The sequence below is a fragment of the Thermoanaerobacterium sp. R66 genome (assembly GCF_028895185.1).
Classification (GTDB): Bacteria; Bacillota; Thermoanaerobacteria; order Thermoanaerobacterales; family Thermoanaerobacteraceae; genus Thermoanaerobacterium.
In genome coordinates, this window is sequence record NZ_JAEUWW010000001.1 from 1,828,729 (window position 1) to 1,849,039 (window position 20,311).

Below are 20,311 nucleotides of genomic sequence, written 5' to 3' on the forward strand. Positions count from 1 at the left end.
AACAACTTCGACATCCTATCATCCCCATCATTTTCACTTATTCTATGTAAACAATACTACAACTGGACTTTATAGTTTTGATGTGAAAATTTTGTGAAATTTATGTGATAGATAAAAATAGCGGAAGATGAAATATTCACCCTCCGCCTATATATTTTAAGCTCCTTCACTTAAAAATTTGTACTGTGACATGTAGAGGTCGTAATAAAGGCCTCTACGATTCATAAGCTCATCATGAGTCCCTACTTCTACGATTCTCCCTCCATCTACCACCATTATCCTATCGGCATCCCTTATGGTAGAAAGCCTATGGGCTATGACAAAAGACGTCCTTCCTGAAAGGAGCCTCTTTATACCTTTTTGCACAAGCCTTTCCGTCTGAGTGTCTATGTTAGATGTAGCTTCATCCAAAATCAATATTCTCGGATTTGCCAGAAGCGCTCTTGCAAATGATATAAGTTGTCTTTGTCCTACAGAAAGCCTTGATCCTCTCTCGTTTACCTCTGTATCATAGCCTTTTTCCATCTTCATTATGAATTCATGGGCATTTACGGCTTTTGCTGCAGCTATGATTTCCTCGTCTGTAGCATCCAGCTTTCCGTACCTTATATTTTCCTTTATTGTAGCCGAAAACAAAAACGTATCCTGCAACATTATGCCCATCTGACTTCTCAGCGACTCCAGCTCCACATGCTTTATGTCTTTACCATCTATCAAGACAGCTCCTTTAGACGGATCGTAAAAACGGCTTATGAGATTTACAATCGTAGTCTTTCCTGCGCCAGTAGGTCCAACAAGTGCTATGGTCTCACCAGCGTTCACTTTAAAGCTTACATCATCTAAGACAACACTGCCATTTTCATAGCCAAACGTGACATTTTTAAACTCAACATTTCCCTTGATCTTAGGCATCTTAATGGCATTTTTCATGTCTACAATATCTGGCTCAATGTCCATTATCTCAAATATTCTCTCTGCAGATGCAAACGACATGACTAAGCTATTGTAAAAATTGCTTATATCAAGTATAGGCCTCCAGAACATGCCTATATACATGGTAAATGCTATTATTGTCCCGATTGTAATGCCGTATCCCATAAACTTTGCGCTAAAATAATAAAGTATGACAGCCCCAATCCCATAAGACGCATCAACCATAGGCCAAAAAAGGTCATTCAATCTTACAGCTTTAATAAAACTGTCCATCATATCCTTGACAAGCTTAAAGAACACTGAAGAAGTCTTGTCTTCATTTGCAAACTCCTGCACGACTTTTATCCCTGAAAAATCTTCATGTGTGTACGCATTAAATGTAGATCTCTTTCTTCTAAATTCCTGCCATCTTCTTCTCGATAAAGTCTCTACCGAAAAAAGACCAATCACAAGCATCGGCAACAATATCATAGAAGCCAAAGCCAATTTGCTGTTTAAATAAAACATCATGGCACCAACACATATTACTGTAAGAATCTGTGGTATAAAGTTTGTAACGCTGTTGTTAAATAAATCCTGCAGTGAATTAACATCTCCTATGACCCTTGCCAAAATTTTGCCTACTGGCCTGGAGTCAAAAAATGAAAACGAAAGCTTTTGTATGTGGCTATATAGTTCGTGCCTTATATTTAAAAGTATGTCATTTGTGACAGATGCCATCTTCACTATCCTGGTTCTTGACGCCATCATTGATAGAAAATTTAATACCACCATCAAAATACCGATTATGAATAGACCATTTATATCGCCATTTCGTATGTTTTTGTCAATAGCCGTCTTCATAAGAACTGGATTTATCAAGCTTACAGCCATCTCAAATATCAAAAACATTATCACCACAAATACCTTAAATTTATATTTTCCAAGGTAACTAAAAAGCCTTTTCAATATGACGAAATTTGACATTCGCCTTAAGTCTTCGTCTTGCTTCACCGTATTTTTAGCCATTTTCCCGCCTCCCTCTTTTTACAAATATTTTAGCTGCAAGCATCCGGTATACCGTACTCTTCATCGCTAAAATCTTTAAACTGCTCTAAGTAAATCTCATAGTACCTGCCTCTTTTTCCTAAAAGCTCATCATGCGTTCCTTTCTCAACGATTCGTCCGTCTTCCATGTAAAGTATCATGTCTGCGTTTTTAACAGCCGATATTCTGTGAGCAATAATAAATGTCGTAGCATTTTTTCGCCTTTCACTTAAATTTTTTAAAAGCCTAAATTCCGTATCCATGTCAAGAGCAGATGTGGCATCATCAAGTATCAATATCTTGGCATCCCTTATAAGGGCTCTGGCAATAGCTATCCTTTGCTTTTGACCACCTGATAATCCTATGCCCCTTTCACCTACTATCGTATCGTACTTGTCGTCAAAATCCTCAACAAAATCATCTGCACAGGCCAATCTTAATGCTTCCTTTACTTCTTCAAACGAAGCATCTTCTTTTCCAAATCTCACATTTTCTTCAATGCTTTCAGAAAATAAGAATGTATCTTGCTGCACCACCGCCATCTGGCTTCTCAAATCGTGAAGATTTATATTTCTTACGTCATAGCCGTCAACGTACACAGCCCCATCAGAGACATCGTAATACCTCCCGATGAGATTTACCAAAGATGACTTTCCAGAGCCGGTAGTGCCCATTATGGCAACAGTTTGACCTGCTGAAACCTTGAAATTTATATCTTTTAAAACCATATCATCATTGTACTTAAAAAACACATGCTTAAACTCCACATCACCTTTTAATTCTTTTATCCTTACAGAATCTTCACTGTCTTTTATAGATGGAACTATGTCCATGATCCTCATTATCTTTTTAGCTGACGCATCTGACTGTGCAATCAGATTTGTCAAAAATCCCAGCATTCTCATAGGCCATATAAGCATGTATATATATCCGCTAAAAGCCACCAATTCTCCAATAGATAGAGAGCTTCTGATTACCAACATGCCACCAAAGACCACTAATATGACGATAGAAAAATTCGTCAAAAAATCTATAGGCGGAAAATACTTAGCCACTATCCTGTTTTGCTCCATGCTAAGCTCAAAATTTTCATTATTTAAGTTTAAAAATTTCATGATCTCGTACTTTTCTCTCGCAAAAGCCTTCACAAGCCTTACGCCAGCTATATTCTCCTGTGCCGCCGTATTCATAAGCACACCTTGGTCGCTTAGTTTCCCATAAGATATGCCAATCTTCTTTTCAAACTGAAGCGCAAGATATCCAATGATAGGCATTCCCAAAAGACTTACTAAAGTAAGCTTCCAGTTTATAAAAAAGAGTATTGTTGATGCAGTGATAAAATATATCATGTTTTCGATAAAAAGCCTTATGCCAAATGATATGCTCCTCCACACATTGTCAACATCTTCACCTATCCTGGACATAAGCTCACCTGTATTCATATTATCAAAAAAGCTAAAAGGAAGGCTTTGAATGTGGTCAAAAAGGTCCTTCTTTATGTCTACGCTTATCTTTGCTGACAGCACATCAAATATATACTCTCTTAAGTATCCTAATACGGTCCTCACTGCTGTGATGGCAATAAAAGCCCACAAAATTGGCCAAAGAAGGCTCTTGTCACCGCCTAAAAAGACCTTATCAGTAATTACCTCCTGTAGGTATGGATTAAACATATCAAGTGCGATTGCCAATACCATGGCAATAGACGGCACTATCACGTATAATTTGTACCTTAAGACGTATTTTAAAACTCTCCTCAAAAAAATCCCCCCTTAAGAAATAAAGACTGTACAAGAACATAGTCTTATACAGTCTTTTTAAGCAAACTTCGATACACAATAATCATAGGTACAATTATCGTGCATAAAAGCAAAGATCGTGTTTTGACTGTGTTCTTAAACAATTTAAAGTATAGCAAACAAAGCCAATAAATTACCATAAATTTACGGCTACAAAACAAAATGCCATACTTTTGCCATTTTCAGTCTAATGGCTTATTTAAGAACACCCTTAATCATCACAATCTTTCCTTTCAAAGAGAAACTACAGATATTATAACATTTAGGACAAAACAATTGCAACAAATTTGTGAAAAAATTCTTAGGATGATCAGCTTTCTTTTCCTGCCTATATCGTACTTCCATATACATTTTTAAAATAGTAGCTATTAGGAACTTATGACTATTATTATCAATAATATTCCTAAAAACTTTAATTTTAATTTACCTTCACTAATCGATGGGGACAAACTTACTTACTGCTTCATACCCGTGACCTTTCAGAATAATAAACTCATCTTTTATGTTTTCAATGTCCTAAAGATCGGTGGTTTTTTTCAATCTCGACACCACCTTCAGTTTTATAGATTTTGATAAATTATTTTCCCATTGTCTCGCGAGAAATAGGTTTATAAGAAATTCCCTTTATTCTAGCTCTTACATATTCTCCTGAAAGGCTCAATTGATTTACTGCCCACACTTTACCATTACCAGGATCCAAAGAAGTAGTTGGTAAAAATGCGGCTGAAGCTTCATTTTTATTTGCTAATGACCAATTAACCCAGCTAATATTATTAGAATTTAAAAACTCCAGCCATTCATCAGCTTCATTTAAATACGGGCCTCCATCTCCACTTGCTTCACTGGTGCCCCATTCTGTAACAAATACGGCTAAGCCATTTCCGAGTGCTTTTTCAATGTTTCTAGCAATATGTCCTTTATTGCCATTTTCCCATACACTAGCACTTCCAGTATAAAAATGAGCACTATACATAACATTTTTATCATTGATAGGATCATTTACCGCTAAATCAGGTCTTGTACTCCATTCTGGACTTCCAACAATTATTATATTTTCATTTCCCATATCTCTTAACATTTTTATAATTGGCTCTGCATATTTTTTTACTTTTTCCCACCCTGTAATATCATTTGTTATATCTGATTCTGTTGGATTTGGTTCATTAGCGAGCTCATATATAATATGTAAATCATTTGGATATTTACTAGCTATTTCTTTAAAAAATTCTTTTGCACCACTATATATCTTTGCGTTTGGATCGCCAGGATTCAAAACATGCCAGTCAACTATTACATACATATCATTTTTAATCGCTAAATTTATTCCTTCTATAACCTTTTCTTTAACACTTGGATCTGTAGAATAACCGCCTTCACCAACATACATAGCTAATCTGATTACATTTGCTTCCCAATCTTTCGATAATGCAGAGAAAGCATTGTTATTAATAATTTGTGGAAACCACTGCAATCCGTGTGTGCTCATTCCTCTCAGCTGTATTGGATTACCGTGCTGATCCCCCAGTGTCTTTCTACCACCTATTTCTATAATTTTAAGTCTACCCGCTAATGAAGGTTTTTTTACCATAGAATTCCCTATTAGATGAGGAAATTTTTCCCGATCATAACTACCAAAGGTTAAAGATGTATTTTTTAAGATTAGACTTATAATTATAGCAAATATAACAAGCGTACCTACAAAAAAGTACCATTTGTTAATATGCCATTTATTCAAAACCTCGTCTCCCTTCCAATATTTTTTTTGCAATGTTGGCAAGCTTATCATGCTTTCATAAATTGATTTAATTTTCTTTTGTTGCTGTTTTGCTTTATACACTGTTTTTTGGTAGTTCTATTTGCTTTAAGTTTTCATATTGCTGTTTTAATACAACATCTTTCAGAGATAAATAGTGGATCTTCTTTCTAAATCTCATCAAAATTTTCCTGTTTTTTTACCTAGATAAAATTTTACACTGAGACATAGAAACTTAAAAAACAATTGAAGCTCTGTTTATTACTTCTTTGTACCAAATAGCACTATCTTTTAAAATTCTCCTTTGCGTTTCAAAATCTACATAAACAATACCAAACCTCTTTGAATATCCATAAGCCCATTCAAAATTGTCCAAAAGCGACCATAAAAAATATCCTTTTAAATTTCCTCCTTCTTCAATAAATTTATTGGCATATTTCAGATGTTCTTTTATATATTCTATCCTTTCCTGATCATGAACCTTACCATCTTCCGTTATTATATCTTTAAATGCTGCTCCATTTTCAGTTATATAAATTGGTATTCTTGAATACTCTTTACCAAGTCTTTTTAAAAGATCATACAGTGATTCAGGGCTTATCTCCCAACTCATATCTGTCTTAGCACCAGGTCCTTCCACTCCTATCCCTTTTAACATAGATTTTTCACTATACTTAACAATTGATCTTGTATAAAAGTTAATTCCTAAAAAGTCTATCGGTTGATTTATAATACCTAAATCATCGCTTTTTATAAAGTCAAATTCTCCGATTTCTTTTTTGAACAATTCTATCATATCTACTGGATAGTTCCCTTTAAATATTGGATCCAGAAACCATCTATTAGTAAAACCATCAGCATATTTAGCTGCTAAATTATCTTCCTTTGTTTCTGTTGCCGGATATGCAGGTGTTAAATTCAAAGCTATTCCTATTTGGCTATTTTTTATATTCATGTCTCTAAAAACTTTTACCGCTTTTCCATGAGATAGTAATATATGATGTGCTGCAATTAATCCTTCTCTATAATCTTTATGTCCCGGTGCATGCTCCCCAATTCCATAGCTTAATATTGACGCACACCATGGTTCATTATGTGTAATCCACATTGGAATTATGTCACCTATCTCTTCAAATAATTTTGAAGAATATTCTAAATACCAGTTTATGCATTCGCTATTAAGCCATCCATCCATATCACCTGCCCATTGAGGTAAATCCCAATGATATATTGTAGCAACAGGCGTTATATCATTCTTTAACAACTCTTCTATTAACTTTTTATAGAAATCCATTCCTTTAGGATTAAATTTTCCTCTATCCGGAAAAATTCTTGGCCATGCTATAGAAAATCTATACGCTTTTACACCTATTTCCTTTAATATTCCAATATCTTCTTTATATCTGTGATAATGATCACAAGCTATATCCCCAGTATCACCATTATATGTCATACCATTAATTTTTGAAAATGTATCCCATATAGAAGGCGTTCTGCCATCTTCACTTACTGCCCCTTCTATTTGATATGATGATGTTGCTGTTCCAAACAAAAAATCTTTTGGAAAATTAGCCATTATAATCACTCCTGTCTTTTATAATAAGCTTAACCTTTTACAGCCCCTGCCGTCATTCCGCTAATAAAATATTTCTGCAACAAGAAAAATATTAAAGCGACTGGTATTGTAACAACTGTAGATGCAGCCATAAGTAAATCATATCTATTTTGATAATTGCCTACAAATAACCTTATACCGACAGGTATAGTTTGAACATCTGCTGATGTAGTTAATACCCATGCAAATAAAAGCTCATCCCATGCCATCAAGAAAATATAAATAGCAGCTGCTATTATACCAGGTATAGCTAATGGTAAAATCACACGTATAAACGCACTAAACTGTGTACATCCGTCTATCCTTGCTGCTTCCTCTATCTCTAAAGGTATAGATGCAAAAAAACCTCTTAAAATCCATATACTGAATGGAATATAAAATGCAGAATACGTTATAATAATCCCACGATAAGTATTCACCATTTTTATACCAAATGTCTGCTGAATTTGAAGAAATATCAAATATAGAGGAAGTAAAAATAATATACCTGGAATCATCTGTGTGCCAAGTGTTGCAACACCAAACAAATTTGAACCTATAAATTTAAACCTAGCTAATGCATAACCCGCTAAAATTGCAATTGACAAAGCAATTATTGTAGTTGACGCATCAATAATAAGACTATTCCTAAAATATAAACCAAAATTAATATTTGTCCACATATCATGATAATTAGTTAAAATATTTTTCAGTTGTGGTTGTATTTTTCCTGTCAGTAAACCTTCCTGATCACTTGTTGATGATACAACCATCCATATTATGGGAAATATTGTTAACACAATAAATATCCATAACATTGCAAGCGAAAAAAATCTTTTTATCTTTTTCTTTTGTCTATAATTGAACCTTTTTTTGGTATCTTTTTGTAAGACCACTTTTTTTGTAATCAAAATAATTTCCCCCTTTACTCCATTGTTAGTGAGTCTTTAAATACTTTATACCATATACCCGTTAATGTTAGTACAGCTATCATTAGCATGACAGATGCAGCAGCACCAGTCCCAAATTGCCACATATTAAATGAATTTCTTGAAATATTTGTCATGACTAAATCTCCCCAATCTCCCGGGTATCCAGCACCATTTCCAAACATCATCGCAACAATATTATAAGAGTAAATACTGCCAATCATACCGAAAAGTATTAAAGTACCAATAACCGGTTTTAAAAATGGTAATGTAACGTATATAAGTTTTTGCCAACTTGTAGCACCATCGATTTCAGCTGCTTCATAATAATCATCTGATATCGTCTGTAAAGCAGCTAGTAGCATTATCATGGTCATCGGAAACGATCTCCATATCGTTGGGATAATTATTGCTATTAAAACATTTGGCCCAATAAGCCAAAATGGTTTATGTGGTAAAAGATGAAGATAATCCACAAGAATCTTGTTTATAATACCACTATCCTGCCTCCACATAAAGCCCCAAAGCATACCTACAACATATGAAGGTACAACCCAAGGCAACAAAAGCAATGTACGTGCTATGCCTCTCCCTTTAAATTCTTGCTTTAAAACATGAGCAAGCCACAATCCAATTATCAGAACTGATAAATTAGTAACTATGGTATAGATAATCGTATTTCTGACTGCATCCATGAATCCAATTCTCAATGTACTAGACGGATCAAATAATATTGTATAAAAATTTCCTAATCCAACAAAAGGGGCATGTAAAAATTTTAATAACGTATACTGGTTTAACTTTAACAGCGAAATATACAATCCTTCAGTCATCGGAATAAAGTGAATCATAAGCATTGCAATGATAGCAGGCAAAATAAGTATATAAGCCAATTTATTCTTTTTTATATTTTGTTTTAGATAACCCAATTAGATCAACTCCTTTTTATTAGGAGTATTATTGCAAATTGCAACAATACTCCTCAAATTTTATTATTTCGATTGTTGCAATGCTCCATCTACCTCTTCAGCGGCTTTGTTCATTTCATCAGCTATCATATTCTGATTAAATGGTCCCTTTACACCAGCTACATCATCCCACACATTACCTAAATGTGTAAGCAATATATTCTCTATTTGTCCCCATGCAGGTACTGCAGGATATGAACGACCATACTGAGCAATATCCTTAAATACTGACATATGAGGATCTGATGCTATATAAGGATCATTAAGAGCTTCTTTTAATGCAGGAAGCATACCTGATACTTTTGCATAATTTACTTGTGCTTCTTTTGTTACAAGGTATTTAAGCAAATTGTAAGCTTCTATTTTATGCGTTGATGCTTTGAATATTGCTAGATCACTACCACCAAAGAAAGAATATCTTCCAGCAGGACCTTCTGGCAAATTAGCAACTGCATAATTTTTAGCCGCTATAGTATCTGCCATTCCACCTTTATCAGCCGGTGTTGAAAGGTTTTTTACTAACCAAGGACCCGAAAAAATCATTGCAAATTGTCCTTTTGCAAAAAGACTTTCAACATCAGAAGAATTTTTTTCAAGTGCAGCTTTAGGCACTAATCCTTGCAATGCAAGACTTGTGTAAAAATCGATTCCTTTTAAAGCTGCTTGGCTATTAAACGCCGCATGTTTACCATCTGGTGATAAATAATCACCACCTGCACCCCATATCCATGGGGCAAAATTATGCACCACATTCCAGTCATTTTTTCCAGGTATACCAATAGCAGCTACCTTTTGACCATTAATGTCAATATTGTTAATCTTTTTAGCAGTATCTAAAAAAGAATCCCATGTAGCAAAAGCTTGTTTTGGATCTATCCCAGCTTTCTGAAATACATCTGTTCTATAAAATATTCCTCTAGTATCAACAAACCATGGTACTGCAGACGTTTTACCAGAGTCTTTAATACTTGTTGAATTCCATGCTGCAGGTAAAAAAGCACTCGCTCCTCCTAAATCAGAAACCTTATCTGTCAAATCTTCAAGTGCACCCATCGAAGCAATAGCAGGAACCCACGTTGTACCAAGCTGTAATACATCTGGACCGATGCCACTCGTTGCTGCTGTAGTAATTTTTGTCCATGCAGATCCCCAATCCAAAACTGTTACTTTTATGTTGATGTTAGGATTGGCATCTGTAAATGGTTTCACAACATTTAAAAAATCGCTAGCGCTTTGAGGACTATTAGGCATAATCCAAACTTGCAAAGTGACTTTCTGAGAAGATGTGCTTTTAGATTGATTATTGCTGCCACCATTAGTTTGAGTTGATGAACTACCACAACCAGCTAAAACACCTAGTGCAATCACAAGCACTAAAAAAATAGCAAGAACTTTTTTGTACATAGATAAACCTCCTTTAAGATTAACACGTGTTTATAATTATATATAATAAAGGTTGACCCTTTATTATTCGTTTTATATCTTTTTAAGATATAACAATTCAAATAAAAATTAAAAAGAAAAATAATAACCACAAGAAATACTTATAAATATATCTAAATTTAATTCAGCAAGTTGTGCTAATTAATGCTAAACATCTAAAGTTAAAATTTTCCGTGTTAGCATAATCAAAAATTTGCTAGGTTTCTCCAAAATTTAGATTCAATATCACAAAAATAACTTTTTATAGCTTTGACAGCTTTTAATATATTATGTTAATAAACACGTGTTTATCTAAATTATACAGTTTATTTTGTCTATTGTCAATACCATTTTTTTGTTTTATAACTCAAACTTCGCACTTATAAAAGTAGCTCTGTACCTTGATAATTCAATATTATTTGCCTATAAAATAGCATGAGACCTCCATTTTTGGTATAATTGAATTATCTAAAAAATAAACCAATTGGAGGCTCATGCTATGAATAGTATAACACAAAATTACCAAATTGATAATAAGGTTTCTACTTCGATTAAAAGTTTTTTCAAAAAATATAGAATTTCGGCTGCTTTAAGATTATCGAATGCTTACAAAAGCAAGGGTATTCCGGTTATTTTCATTTTTGAGTACTTATTCAGTATGATCTTCACCAATAGATCTATGTATATGAATATGCTAATGGGTACAAATCAGGCTGGTTTTAAGAAGGACACGGTTTACAGACTCTTAAACTCTATCCATATCAATTGGATCCGGTTTACTACTTGGCTTAGCGCGCAGATTATAAATGAAACAATTACTGGGTTAACAAGCGATAAACGTGTAAATGTTCTTATTGTGGATGACTCTTTGTTCGAACGCTCTAGCTCTAAAAAAGTAGAGCTACTAGCAAAAGTATATGACCATGCTAAGAAAACATACAAGTATGGCTTTCGCCTACTTACACTCGGATGGTCAGATGGAAATACTTTTCTCCCAGTCAATGGATGTCTTTTATCTACCGAAAATCAAAAGAATCGTATCAATGAAGCTATAACTATGGACAAGCGATCCGCCGGGTATTTAAGAAGGAATTTAGCCCAAACCAAAGCAACAGCCGTAGTTCTGGAATTAATAAAGGCCGCTAAAAAGGCAATGATTCCAGCATCCTATGTATTGTTTGACACTTGGTTTTGTTCTCCTTCTTCTTTGATTGCTATTAAAGAGATGGGCTATGATATCATTGCAATGGCGAAGAAAACATCAAAGATGCATTACCTATATAATGGAATAATGCAGCCGTTAACGGCAATATACAAGCAAAACAGAAAAAGAAGAGGTAGGTCGAGATATCTGTTATCCGTGGAAGTCTCCCTTGAAAAAGACGGAAAATCTATTCCTGCTAGAATTGTATTTGTCCGAAACAAGAATAAGCGAAAAGACTACCTGGCGCTTATTACCACAGATATGAACCTTAATGAGGATGAAATCATTCGTATATACGGAAAGCGCTGGGATATAGAAGTCTTTTTCAAAGTGTGTAAATCATACTTGAAGCTCAGCAAAGAATGTAATTCATTATCTTACGATGCGATGACAGCACATACAGCAATAGTATTTACCAGATACATGATGCTTGCACTAGAGAACCGCCGATCATCAGATTTGCGAACAATGGGAGAGATATTTTACTACATACAGGATGAAATGTCTGATATTACATTGATTCAGGCTTTTCATCTGCTTATGCAAGTATTCTTAGATACAATAGCAGATAAACTATCGCTGACTTCGGAGCAGCTGGACCAATTACTTAATGCTTTTATGGCTGCGATTCCAAAAGAACTTAAGGAAAGACTCCCAAAATGTGCATAATTGCGTGAATTACTATACTTTTTTCTGGCAAAGTATTAAGTTTTCAAGGAACAGAGTAATTATCTATGTGCGAAGTTTGAGTTTTATAATTTTAAAAAACTTCTTTTGAAAAAATAATTAAAAAAATCTAATAACTAATTTTCATACAAGATTCTCTCTCTACTAGCTTTGCTGAAACTAGAAATTTTGCTATAATTTCAGACTCACCCTCAATTGATTTAACTAAATTCTCTACACATAATTCCGCCATTTGTAAAAGCGAAACATTCATTGTTGTTAATGCAGGTTTTACATAACGTGATATAGTTATATCATCAAATCCAATTATTGAAACATCTTCGGGCACCTTATATCCCATTTCTTCAAGTGCTTGCATAGCGCCTATAGCCATCTGATCATTTGAAGCAAAAATTGCAGTCGGTTTTGCTTTTTTAAAAAGTTTATGTGCGGCATTATATCCACTCTCTTCTATAAAATTTCCTTTTACAACTAAACGAGAATCATAAGAAATATCTGCTTCATTTAATGCTTTTTTATATCCTTCAAATCTTGCAAAGCCAGACAATTTATCCATGTCTCCTGTTATGTGAGCTATTTCTCTATGTCCTAAATTAATAAGATATTTTGTAGCTTCATAAGCTCCATTTATGTTATCCATGTTTACAATAATACTCTTACCAAAAATATCATCTCCTTCTTTTATTTCTTGATCTACAATCGCTATTTTAAGTCCACCTTCAATAAGATTTTTTATTTCCGGATCATCATTTTTAACACCAACGAATATTGCTCCACTGATTGTTTTGTTATAAAAAATTTCTTTTACTTTTTTATAATCTTTAACTTTATAAACCGTTGTAACAAGGACATTATAACCGAGCTGATTTGCAGAATCTATTACTGCTGTTGTAAAAGGTCCAAAATAGACATTATCATATACATTATGTATATCTGAATCTTTTTTTATATCAACTATGACAAGACCTATCGTTTTAGAAGATTTTCCTCTTAACATTCTCGCCGATGCGTGTGGAACATAATTATATTCTTTAATAATTTTTAATACTTTCTCTCTTGTATCAGGGGGAACATTTGGATAATTATTAATTACTCTTGAAACAGTACTGCGTGAAACACCAGCAATTTTTGCTATTTCTTTACTATTCATATTTACTTCTCCTTTTGATTATTCAGTTGAATTGTAAACTCGTGTTTATTTTTATTATAACATATTTTTTAAAAATAAAAAGGATGTCTTGTGTCTTACAATGTCAACATTTATACGCTAACAAATAAACTGCCAACAGCTTCTTGCGAAGTGTTGGCAGGCAAAATTATTATATGTTTCCACTTTTGTCTAGTAATCCGTATATGATAGCTGCCGCTTCTGCTCTTGTAGCTATGCCTTTAGGCTCAAACATGTTGTTGGGCTCTCCATTCACTATTCCCAATTTGGCTGCATTCGCAACTACGTTTCTTGCCCAGTCGCTTATGGATTTATCGTCGCTAAATGATGTTGCACCTATATTCTCTTCTTTGTACTGTGTCATCATCTCATACGCCCTCATGGCTATTGCCGTCATCTCTTCTCTTGTTATGCTGTCATTTGGCCTTACATTCTTTCCGTCTCCTTCGATTATGCCCGCTTTGTATGCTGCTTCTATTGTATTTGCATACCAATCTCCACTCTTTACATCGCTGAATTCTCCATTGTATGCTTCTTCTTTTATGTTTAATAGCTTCAGTATCATTGCTGTGAATTCTGCTCTCGTTACTGTTTTGTTTGGCGCATACTGAGTATCTGTTATTCCTTCTACTATATGCCTTGATGCTAATACTTCTATATCGTCTTTTGCCCAGTTATCTTTTATGTCATCAAATGTCTTGTCGTATTCTAATACAGTATACTGTGAGAAGTGTGTTGCGTTGAATGTTATTGTATTTGCCTCTTTATCTATTTTTCCTCCAACATACTCCCATTGATTTGTTGTCGGATTGTAGTAGTACACCGCAACTTTTCTTGGATCGTCAGCTTTTGATATATTTAATGTCACCTCTACCGGTTTGGTTAATGCTACATTTCCACTGTCTGATTTAATGCTTATGTCTATCGCATTAGAAAGTGGTACGTAATTTGATGCATTTGGCTTTCCGTTGTCTTTTATAGATATATTAACCCCAGTCGCTATCTGACTTGTATCTAATGTATCTTTTGACAATACTATTGATGCGTTGTCAGATTTTATAACGATGTCTTTGTCACCATCAGCACTGGCAGTCAAAATTTCTTTTGGAATTTCAACAACTTTTTGCTGACTTGTTCCAAGCGTTGTAAGGTCCAATACTACATTCTTGTCTTTTGTATTGTTTATAAGGTCTTTTGCTTTTTGTACATCAAGCGTCCATGTAATGACATTTCCATTTTTATTGACTGTTCCGATTGCATTGTTTGCACTGCTGCTATTGCCGCTTGTGCTTCTCGTATTGCCTGTACCGCTACTTGTATTTCCGGTGTTACCGTTATTATTGCCAGGATTTACAATAACAGCAACGTCATCTTGTGCATCAATTTCAAAAGGTCTCCAATCTCCAAGAAATGCTGTTATGGCCTTATCTGCAGTGGAAATATCTGTTCCATCTAATAACTTTCCGTCTCTTAAAACTGTAGACCATGAAACGCGTTGTGATGAATTGTTAACACCTGCTAAACTCTCCATAGTATCATATTCATACATCTTAGGCGATGTTCCGCCAAGCGTCGAAAGCCATCCAGCTGGTTGAATTAACGACTGCAAGTCTCCATAATAATCAGTTGGCTCAATAATCGTTTTGTCAAACACAACTTCACTAGTGTTTGCTAACCATGGTCTTCCAAAATATCCGGGTTTAGAATGTTTTGTAGAGGCCGTATCAACACCAGGTGTCGTTGATGTAATGGTACAATTGTACATCAAAAAGCCTCTGCCTGAAGACTGTTGAGCTGCTGTAATATACGCTACATCATTACTTGCATCACTAGTATTCATAACAAGTTGAGATTTGTAAAACACAGCAGTCATTGGGCCAAATATATAATCAGTTGATCCCATAATAGCACTTTTATTAAATGCTGCAATTGCACCATTACCGCCATACAATGTATCTTGCCTTCCAACAAATCTACAATTGTTAAAATAAATTTCTTTTGCATTGTCTGCAATTGCTAATGCTGCTGCCCTCTCAACATAAGATTTATTCTGTACTGAAGTATCTCCAAATGTTGTAGGTCTAATGCCTTTGTTTCCAGCTTCTGGTACAACTATATCATTTGCTTCTTTGTCTGAGATATACTGATTAAAGGAGTTTTCAAATATAATCCCATCAGCTTCAAATCCGTCCGCATAAATCACAACTGTGGCATTCCAAAAGCTACCATTAGTTGTACCTGCTCCAGGATTATGATAAGAGAGATATCCATTTGCTTTATTTACTGCTAATAAATCAGCATGATACTTACCATCAGGACCCATACTATAGTAGCTATACCCTGTACCATAATATGAAGTTATCCTTACTGCATTTTGGTCAATTCCAACGCCTTCGTTTGTCAAATTAATGCTTGGCTGTGTACTTGCATTTTTTATAGTAACATTTGGCACATCTACAACTAACATTTCTTCATAATTACCTGGATCTATTTCAACAGTAACTCTCTCATTATTTGGACGATTCATAGCTCTTATTGCATCTAATGCATCATTTATAGTTGTATAATCACGTCCTGTTGAACCAACAGTTATTGTTTCTCTATATGGTACTGGTGTATAGACTCTAATACTAGTCAAATATGTCTGTGTGCTATTATTCCCTTCAATACCCGATATTGTAACATATCCTTCTGAAGGCGCTACATAAGTAGCCGTTTTTATTTGATTAGTGCTTCCAAGATTTACATCTACTTTTGTAGCATCGTTATTGTCAAAAGTAAATGCTGCACTACTTGTATAGCTTACTAAGACAATATCTCCCAACTTTACAGGAACATCAATTGTTCCACCTTTAGAAAGCAGTAAGTAATAATTATTCTCTGAAACACCACTATTAGATAATTTAAGCCCTAAATAATACTTAGATCCATTTATTGTTTCAATTCCTGGACCTGAAGAAATCGAATTATAAATTGCAAAGTACCATTTTGTCATTGATTTGAAATCCAAATTTGCTGTGGCAGGTGCATCTTTAATTTTTAAATCAGGAGTTGGTGCTAATACTACGGGATATTCACCAATACCACTTATTGTTATTTTATATTGTCCATTTCTTAATTTAATATTATTATCAGTCAAATTAAATGAATAGCTATAACCTACTTCATTTACGTTTGTGAATGTTATTACAGCATTGTTTTTAATAGTATCATCAATTCCAGATATATTTAATGTAACCTGGTAGGTTGGCTTTGCTGTAAAAACAAAATCATGTGTTTCATCGCTTGTTGCACTTATAGTATTTTCATTAAGAGTATAATCATTAACGCCTTCCGCGTCTATTGTGTATGTCACACCACTTTCAAGTTGAACAGTATATGAACCATCATTAGATATATTTATTTCTGGCATATAAGTAGTTGATGATGAAAAATTCAATTTAAGTTTTGCTAATTCATCTGATGGAAGTCCTATTATGTGACCACCTATTGTAACAAGCGAAACAGCTTCAATATTGACATTAAAAGTCTGACCACCAGCACCATTAGCTATAGACAGCGATTTAGGCCCTGTTATTATATATCCATTGGCATTAAAAAGGCTTACATCGTAGTCGTAATTTTCATTTAAAGTGGCACTATATTTGCCATCTACTACATCAGCAGTCGTAACTTCACCTGTCTGCCTATTGGTAAATGTTATTCCGTAGTTTGTAAGACCTGACGGTGCCGTCACTGTACCACTTACTGTTACAGGTCTTGTATGCTGTCTGTAAACTCTAGCCACTACGAGTTTTTCATCTTTAGAGTATATCTTGTAAAGGCCTTCTTCAGATGCATAAAATGTCATTACGCTTGCGGTACTGGAACCTAAAGTATGAACTTGCGTAGATACTTTACCGCTCGGTGATTCAAAAGCAATTGTAGAAGGATTGCCATTTGAAGCAACAACCAATGTCACAATGTCATCTTTGTAGAGATAGACGCCAAGGTATACATTAGGGTTACCACTAGAATTTGAATAAAGGTATCCAGTGTATGTCGTACTTCCATCGCTGCTTTTCAATGATTTTTGATCATATCGAGTAAGTTGTGTATTTATAGTTCTAAGTCTGTGAGTATTCAGCTTTCCTCCATCATTGAACAAAAACTCGCCGTTATTAAGAGTAAAACCATTTATATTAACACCTGATGTACCTGGTGTAACACCCGGATATAGACTATTTATAATGTCGACTGTAATTTTATTATTATATTTTGCAGGATCCAATTGTTCTGCACCAAAATCCCACACATCTATTTTGTTATAATCTATTGTTTCAGTTCCTCGCCCATTATCGCTGCTGCTGCCTTTAGCAGTAGTAAAAGTAACCATAGGTCCAAATATTGTATTATTTTGATCATCAGTAGCTTCAACAGTTATTGTATAATTTGTATCTGGTGTAAGCCCTGTGAGACCGTACGATGTAGTATTTGCGTCTACCTTTGCCAATATTACACCGTCATTACCAATTAGTTGGTATCCTGTAAATGTACCAGAAGCAGCATTTGACCATTTAATCGACGCACTATTATATGTGACATTTGATACTGTTGCAGTGTTATCCGATGGCCACTCTGGTATAGACGGCTGTGTCGTAGTTCCTAAAAATTGAAGACCACTTGAGTGAACAAAAAACCAAGGATTTACAGGCGTAGTTTTATCGCCGTCGTAATTTGGCGTTGAACCGTAAAATACCACGTCTTTGAATGTACTATTCTTCAAATATGATATCTTTGTTTGATATGTTCCTGCTCCAAAGGCGACATTGTCAAAAGTAATATTGTAATCAAAACCATCCGGAGCACCCTGAATCAATATAGCATATTTTTTAGAACCATTAACAGTACAGTTTTGAACTTTGATATCGTGGAATGTCGGTTCATCTGGAGCCCAATTGCTGGTATCTGTAGGCAATGCGCTTGAATATCCATCCGTTAGCAAGAATGGTGAACCATCATTATCTGTTATATACGCAAGGGCACTATCTCTAAATGTAATATTTCTTGCGCCTCCTCCATTGCCGCTTTGAGATTTACCTCTTAGCCCTATAGCGGTTCCATTTATGACGTTATCCTCAGCTAAGATGTTCTGAATCCACGCTGCAGTATGGCTGCCCATGGCTATTACACCATGTCCTCTGCCAAAGTAGTTGTCAAACACCCATGCATCTCCCGTTGGAGGGTTTTGTTCACCTGAAAGTCCAACGCCTGCATCGAAGTTTACATCGTCATCCCCTGTATTGAATACAGAATTTACAACAGTCAAACCTGTGCTGTTGCCAAAATCTATGCCATCACCATTATTGCAGTCATAAGTTGAGGCAATCAATTGGTTTAAAACAACATTCTGCGAATTCGTGACAGATATTGTATGGAAAGACGGATTTGTCACCGTAAGCCCGTCACCGATGTAAAGCCCATTGACATTGTTAAATACCATCAAGTTAGACCTTGTAGCATAGGCATTGCTGGTGCCTTGAGATGAATATTTATTAAACTGATTTAAGGCAAGGTGGTTTTTCGCAGTAGTCGATATGTTGCTGCTATTTCCCTTTTGATACTGATCAAACTGATCATCAATAGGCACGCTGGTATCTTTGCTGGAAACTTGCGCCCATCCATTGCCGTTTATCACGCCATGTCCTACAATCCTTATATTTTGATACTGTATCGTATTACCGTACACATCCGTGCTGACTGTAGAAATAAGAGGCGCTGACTTCTGTCCTACTTGGCTCGTATCAGTATCGTATGGATTTGGATATTGGTTTGGATCTGTGGTACCTAAAAGCGTACCTTCTACATCAAGTGTCATATTGCTTTTAAGATGTATAGGTCCTGTGACAAATATTTTCCCTGCAGGCACCAATACAACGCCACCGTCTGGACATTCGTCAATCGCCTTTTGTATTGCTGCCGTATTTAAAGTACCTGATGACGGTATTCCATTTACATCGTCCGCCAGCACGCCATCACCTATAGCGCCTGTTGACTCTATATTTATGATGTTTTCACTCGGTATTGAAGGCGCAGTGCTTTGAGTTATTGTAACTGGCGTTGATGTATTGCCATTAGCATCTACAGATTGTACTTGAATCGTATACAGTGTATTAGGTTTAAGCCCTGTAAGCACAAATGAATGCATAGAAATCTTATATGCACTCATCACAGTATTTCCATTGTCATCCTTTAAATCCCCGACATTATTATCGTAAAATTGCTTTATATACTGGCTTGCAACAGTTTGATTCTCACTTGCATAGTACACTTGTTCATAGACGCTATCGCTTACCGTTATCTTGTAGTCGGTAATATCGCTGTAATTGTCCGGTTTGTGCCAGACAAGAGTAAAGCCTGTATCGGTTACAGAACCTGATAAAACTTGAAGATCAACAGGTGCTGCCGGTCCAGAAGAAGTAGTATCTGCAAATGCTTTACTCATTGGCATTGTAAACACCATGAGAAATGCCAATAAGAATGAAACGAAGCTATTAAGTTTCTTTCCTATACCCATCATTTTCCCTCCTAAGACAAGATATCAATTATTTTTCCAGCTTAAATTAAAATCAAATTATAAACCTTTTCACCTCCCATCTTCAAAATTCGCATCAGTTAACAAAATTGTGCGTAAAGAGTTTTTGACAGCGCTTAAGAAGTCCATAAAAGGAATTTAAAGTCTTATGCACACGTTAACAATTTTAATTATCAAAGATGTTTATTGAAAAAAATATAAAGATTCAGAAATTTTACAAAACAATAGAAAACAACAGCAAAAGATACTATGAT

The 20,311-nt window shown here is 35.0% G+C and carries 10 protein-coding genes and 1 pseudogene; 1 reads left to right on the forward strand and 10 read right to left on the reverse strand.

The features are described from left to right. Positions 1 to 156: 156 nt before the first annotated feature. From JJQ93_RS09190 to JJQ93_RS09225, 8 genes and pseudogenes are all read right to left on the reverse strand, one after another. Positions 157 to 1,941: an ABC transporter ATP-binding protein gene (locus JJQ93_RS09190; protein WP_274893565.1), complete on the reverse strand. Its 1,785-nt coding sequence runs from the start codon at positions 1,939 to 1,941 to the stop codon at positions 157 to 159. Between the two features lie 29 nt (positions 1,942 to 1,970). Then, positions 1,971 to 3,719, reverse strand: coding sequence for an ABC transporter ATP-binding protein (locus JJQ93_RS09195; protein ID WP_274893566.1), 1,749 nt, complete (start codon positions 3,717 to 3,719; stop codon positions 1,971 to 1,973). A 616-nt stretch (positions 3,720 to 4,335) separates the two neighbouring features. Next, on the reverse strand, positions 4,336 to 5,346 hold the full coding sequence (locus JJQ93_RS09200) for a glycoside hydrolase family 5 protein (protein ID WP_274894086.1): 1,011 nt from the start codon (positions 5,344 to 5,346) through the stop codon (positions 4,336 to 4,338). Between the two features lie 168 nt (positions 5,347 to 5,514). Beyond that, positions 5,515 to 5,665 (reverse strand): annotated as a pseudogene (locus tag JJQ93_RS09205) (ISLre2-like element ISTxy1 family transposase); the annotation flags it as partial. 81 nt (positions 5,666 to 5,746) lie between these two features. Continuing rightward, a complete protein-coding gene (locus JJQ93_RS09210) occupies positions 5,747 to 7,087 on the reverse strand; it encodes a GH1 family beta-glucosidase (RefSeq protein ID WP_274893567.1) in 1,341 nt (446 codons plus the stop codon). A 29-nt stretch (positions 7,088 to 7,116) separates the two neighbouring features. Next, on the reverse strand, positions 7,117 to 8,016 hold the full coding sequence (locus JJQ93_RS09215; RefSeq protein ID WP_253666011.1) for a carbohydrate ABC transporter permease: 900 nt from the start codon (positions 8,014 to 8,016) through the stop codon (positions 7,117 to 7,119). Between the two features lie 14 nt (positions 8,017 to 8,030). Continuing rightward, positions 8,031 to 8,963: a carbohydrate ABC transporter permease gene (locus tag JJQ93_RS09220; RefSeq protein WP_253666010.1), complete on the reverse strand. Its 933-nt coding sequence runs from the start codon at positions 8,961 to 8,963 to the stop codon at positions 8,031 to 8,033. 63 nt (positions 8,964 to 9,026) lie between these two features. After that, positions 9,027 to 10,406 carry a sugar ABC transporter substrate-binding protein gene (locus JJQ93_RS09225; RefSeq protein WP_274893568.1) on the reverse strand — a complete coding sequence of 460 codons (1,380 nt, stop codon included), beginning with the start codon at positions 10,404 to 10,406 and terminating at the stop codon, positions 9,027 to 9,029. Between the two features lie 517 nt (positions 10,407 to 10,923). Between JJQ93_RS09225 and JJQ93_RS09230 the strand changes: the two genes are divergently transcribed. Continuing rightward, positions 10,924 to 12,297, forward strand: a complete 1,374-nt coding sequence (locus JJQ93_RS09230) for an IS4 family transposase (RefSeq protein ID WP_274893570.1) — start codon at positions 10,924 to 10,926, stop codon at positions 12,295 to 12,297. Positions 12,298 to 12,424: 127 nt separating this feature from the next. On the opposite strand, the gene JJQ93_RS09235 is transcribed toward JJQ93_RS09230, so the two are convergent. Both JJQ93_RS09235 and JJQ93_RS09240 read right to left on the reverse strand, forming a co-directional pair. Next, on the reverse strand, positions 12,425 to 13,465 hold the full coding sequence (locus JJQ93_RS09235; protein ID WP_274893571.1) for a LacI family DNA-binding transcriptional regulator: 1,041 nt from the start codon (positions 13,463 to 13,465) through the stop codon (positions 12,425 to 12,427). Between the two features lie 169 nt (positions 13,466 to 13,634). After that, positions 13,635 to 20,039 carry a pectinesterase family protein gene (locus JJQ93_RS09240; protein ID WP_274893572.1) on the reverse strand — a complete coding sequence of 2,135 codons (6,405 nt, stop codon included), beginning with the start codon at positions 20,037 to 20,039 and terminating at the stop codon, positions 13,635 to 13,637. Between the last annotated feature and the right edge of the window lie 272 nt (positions 20,040 to 20,311).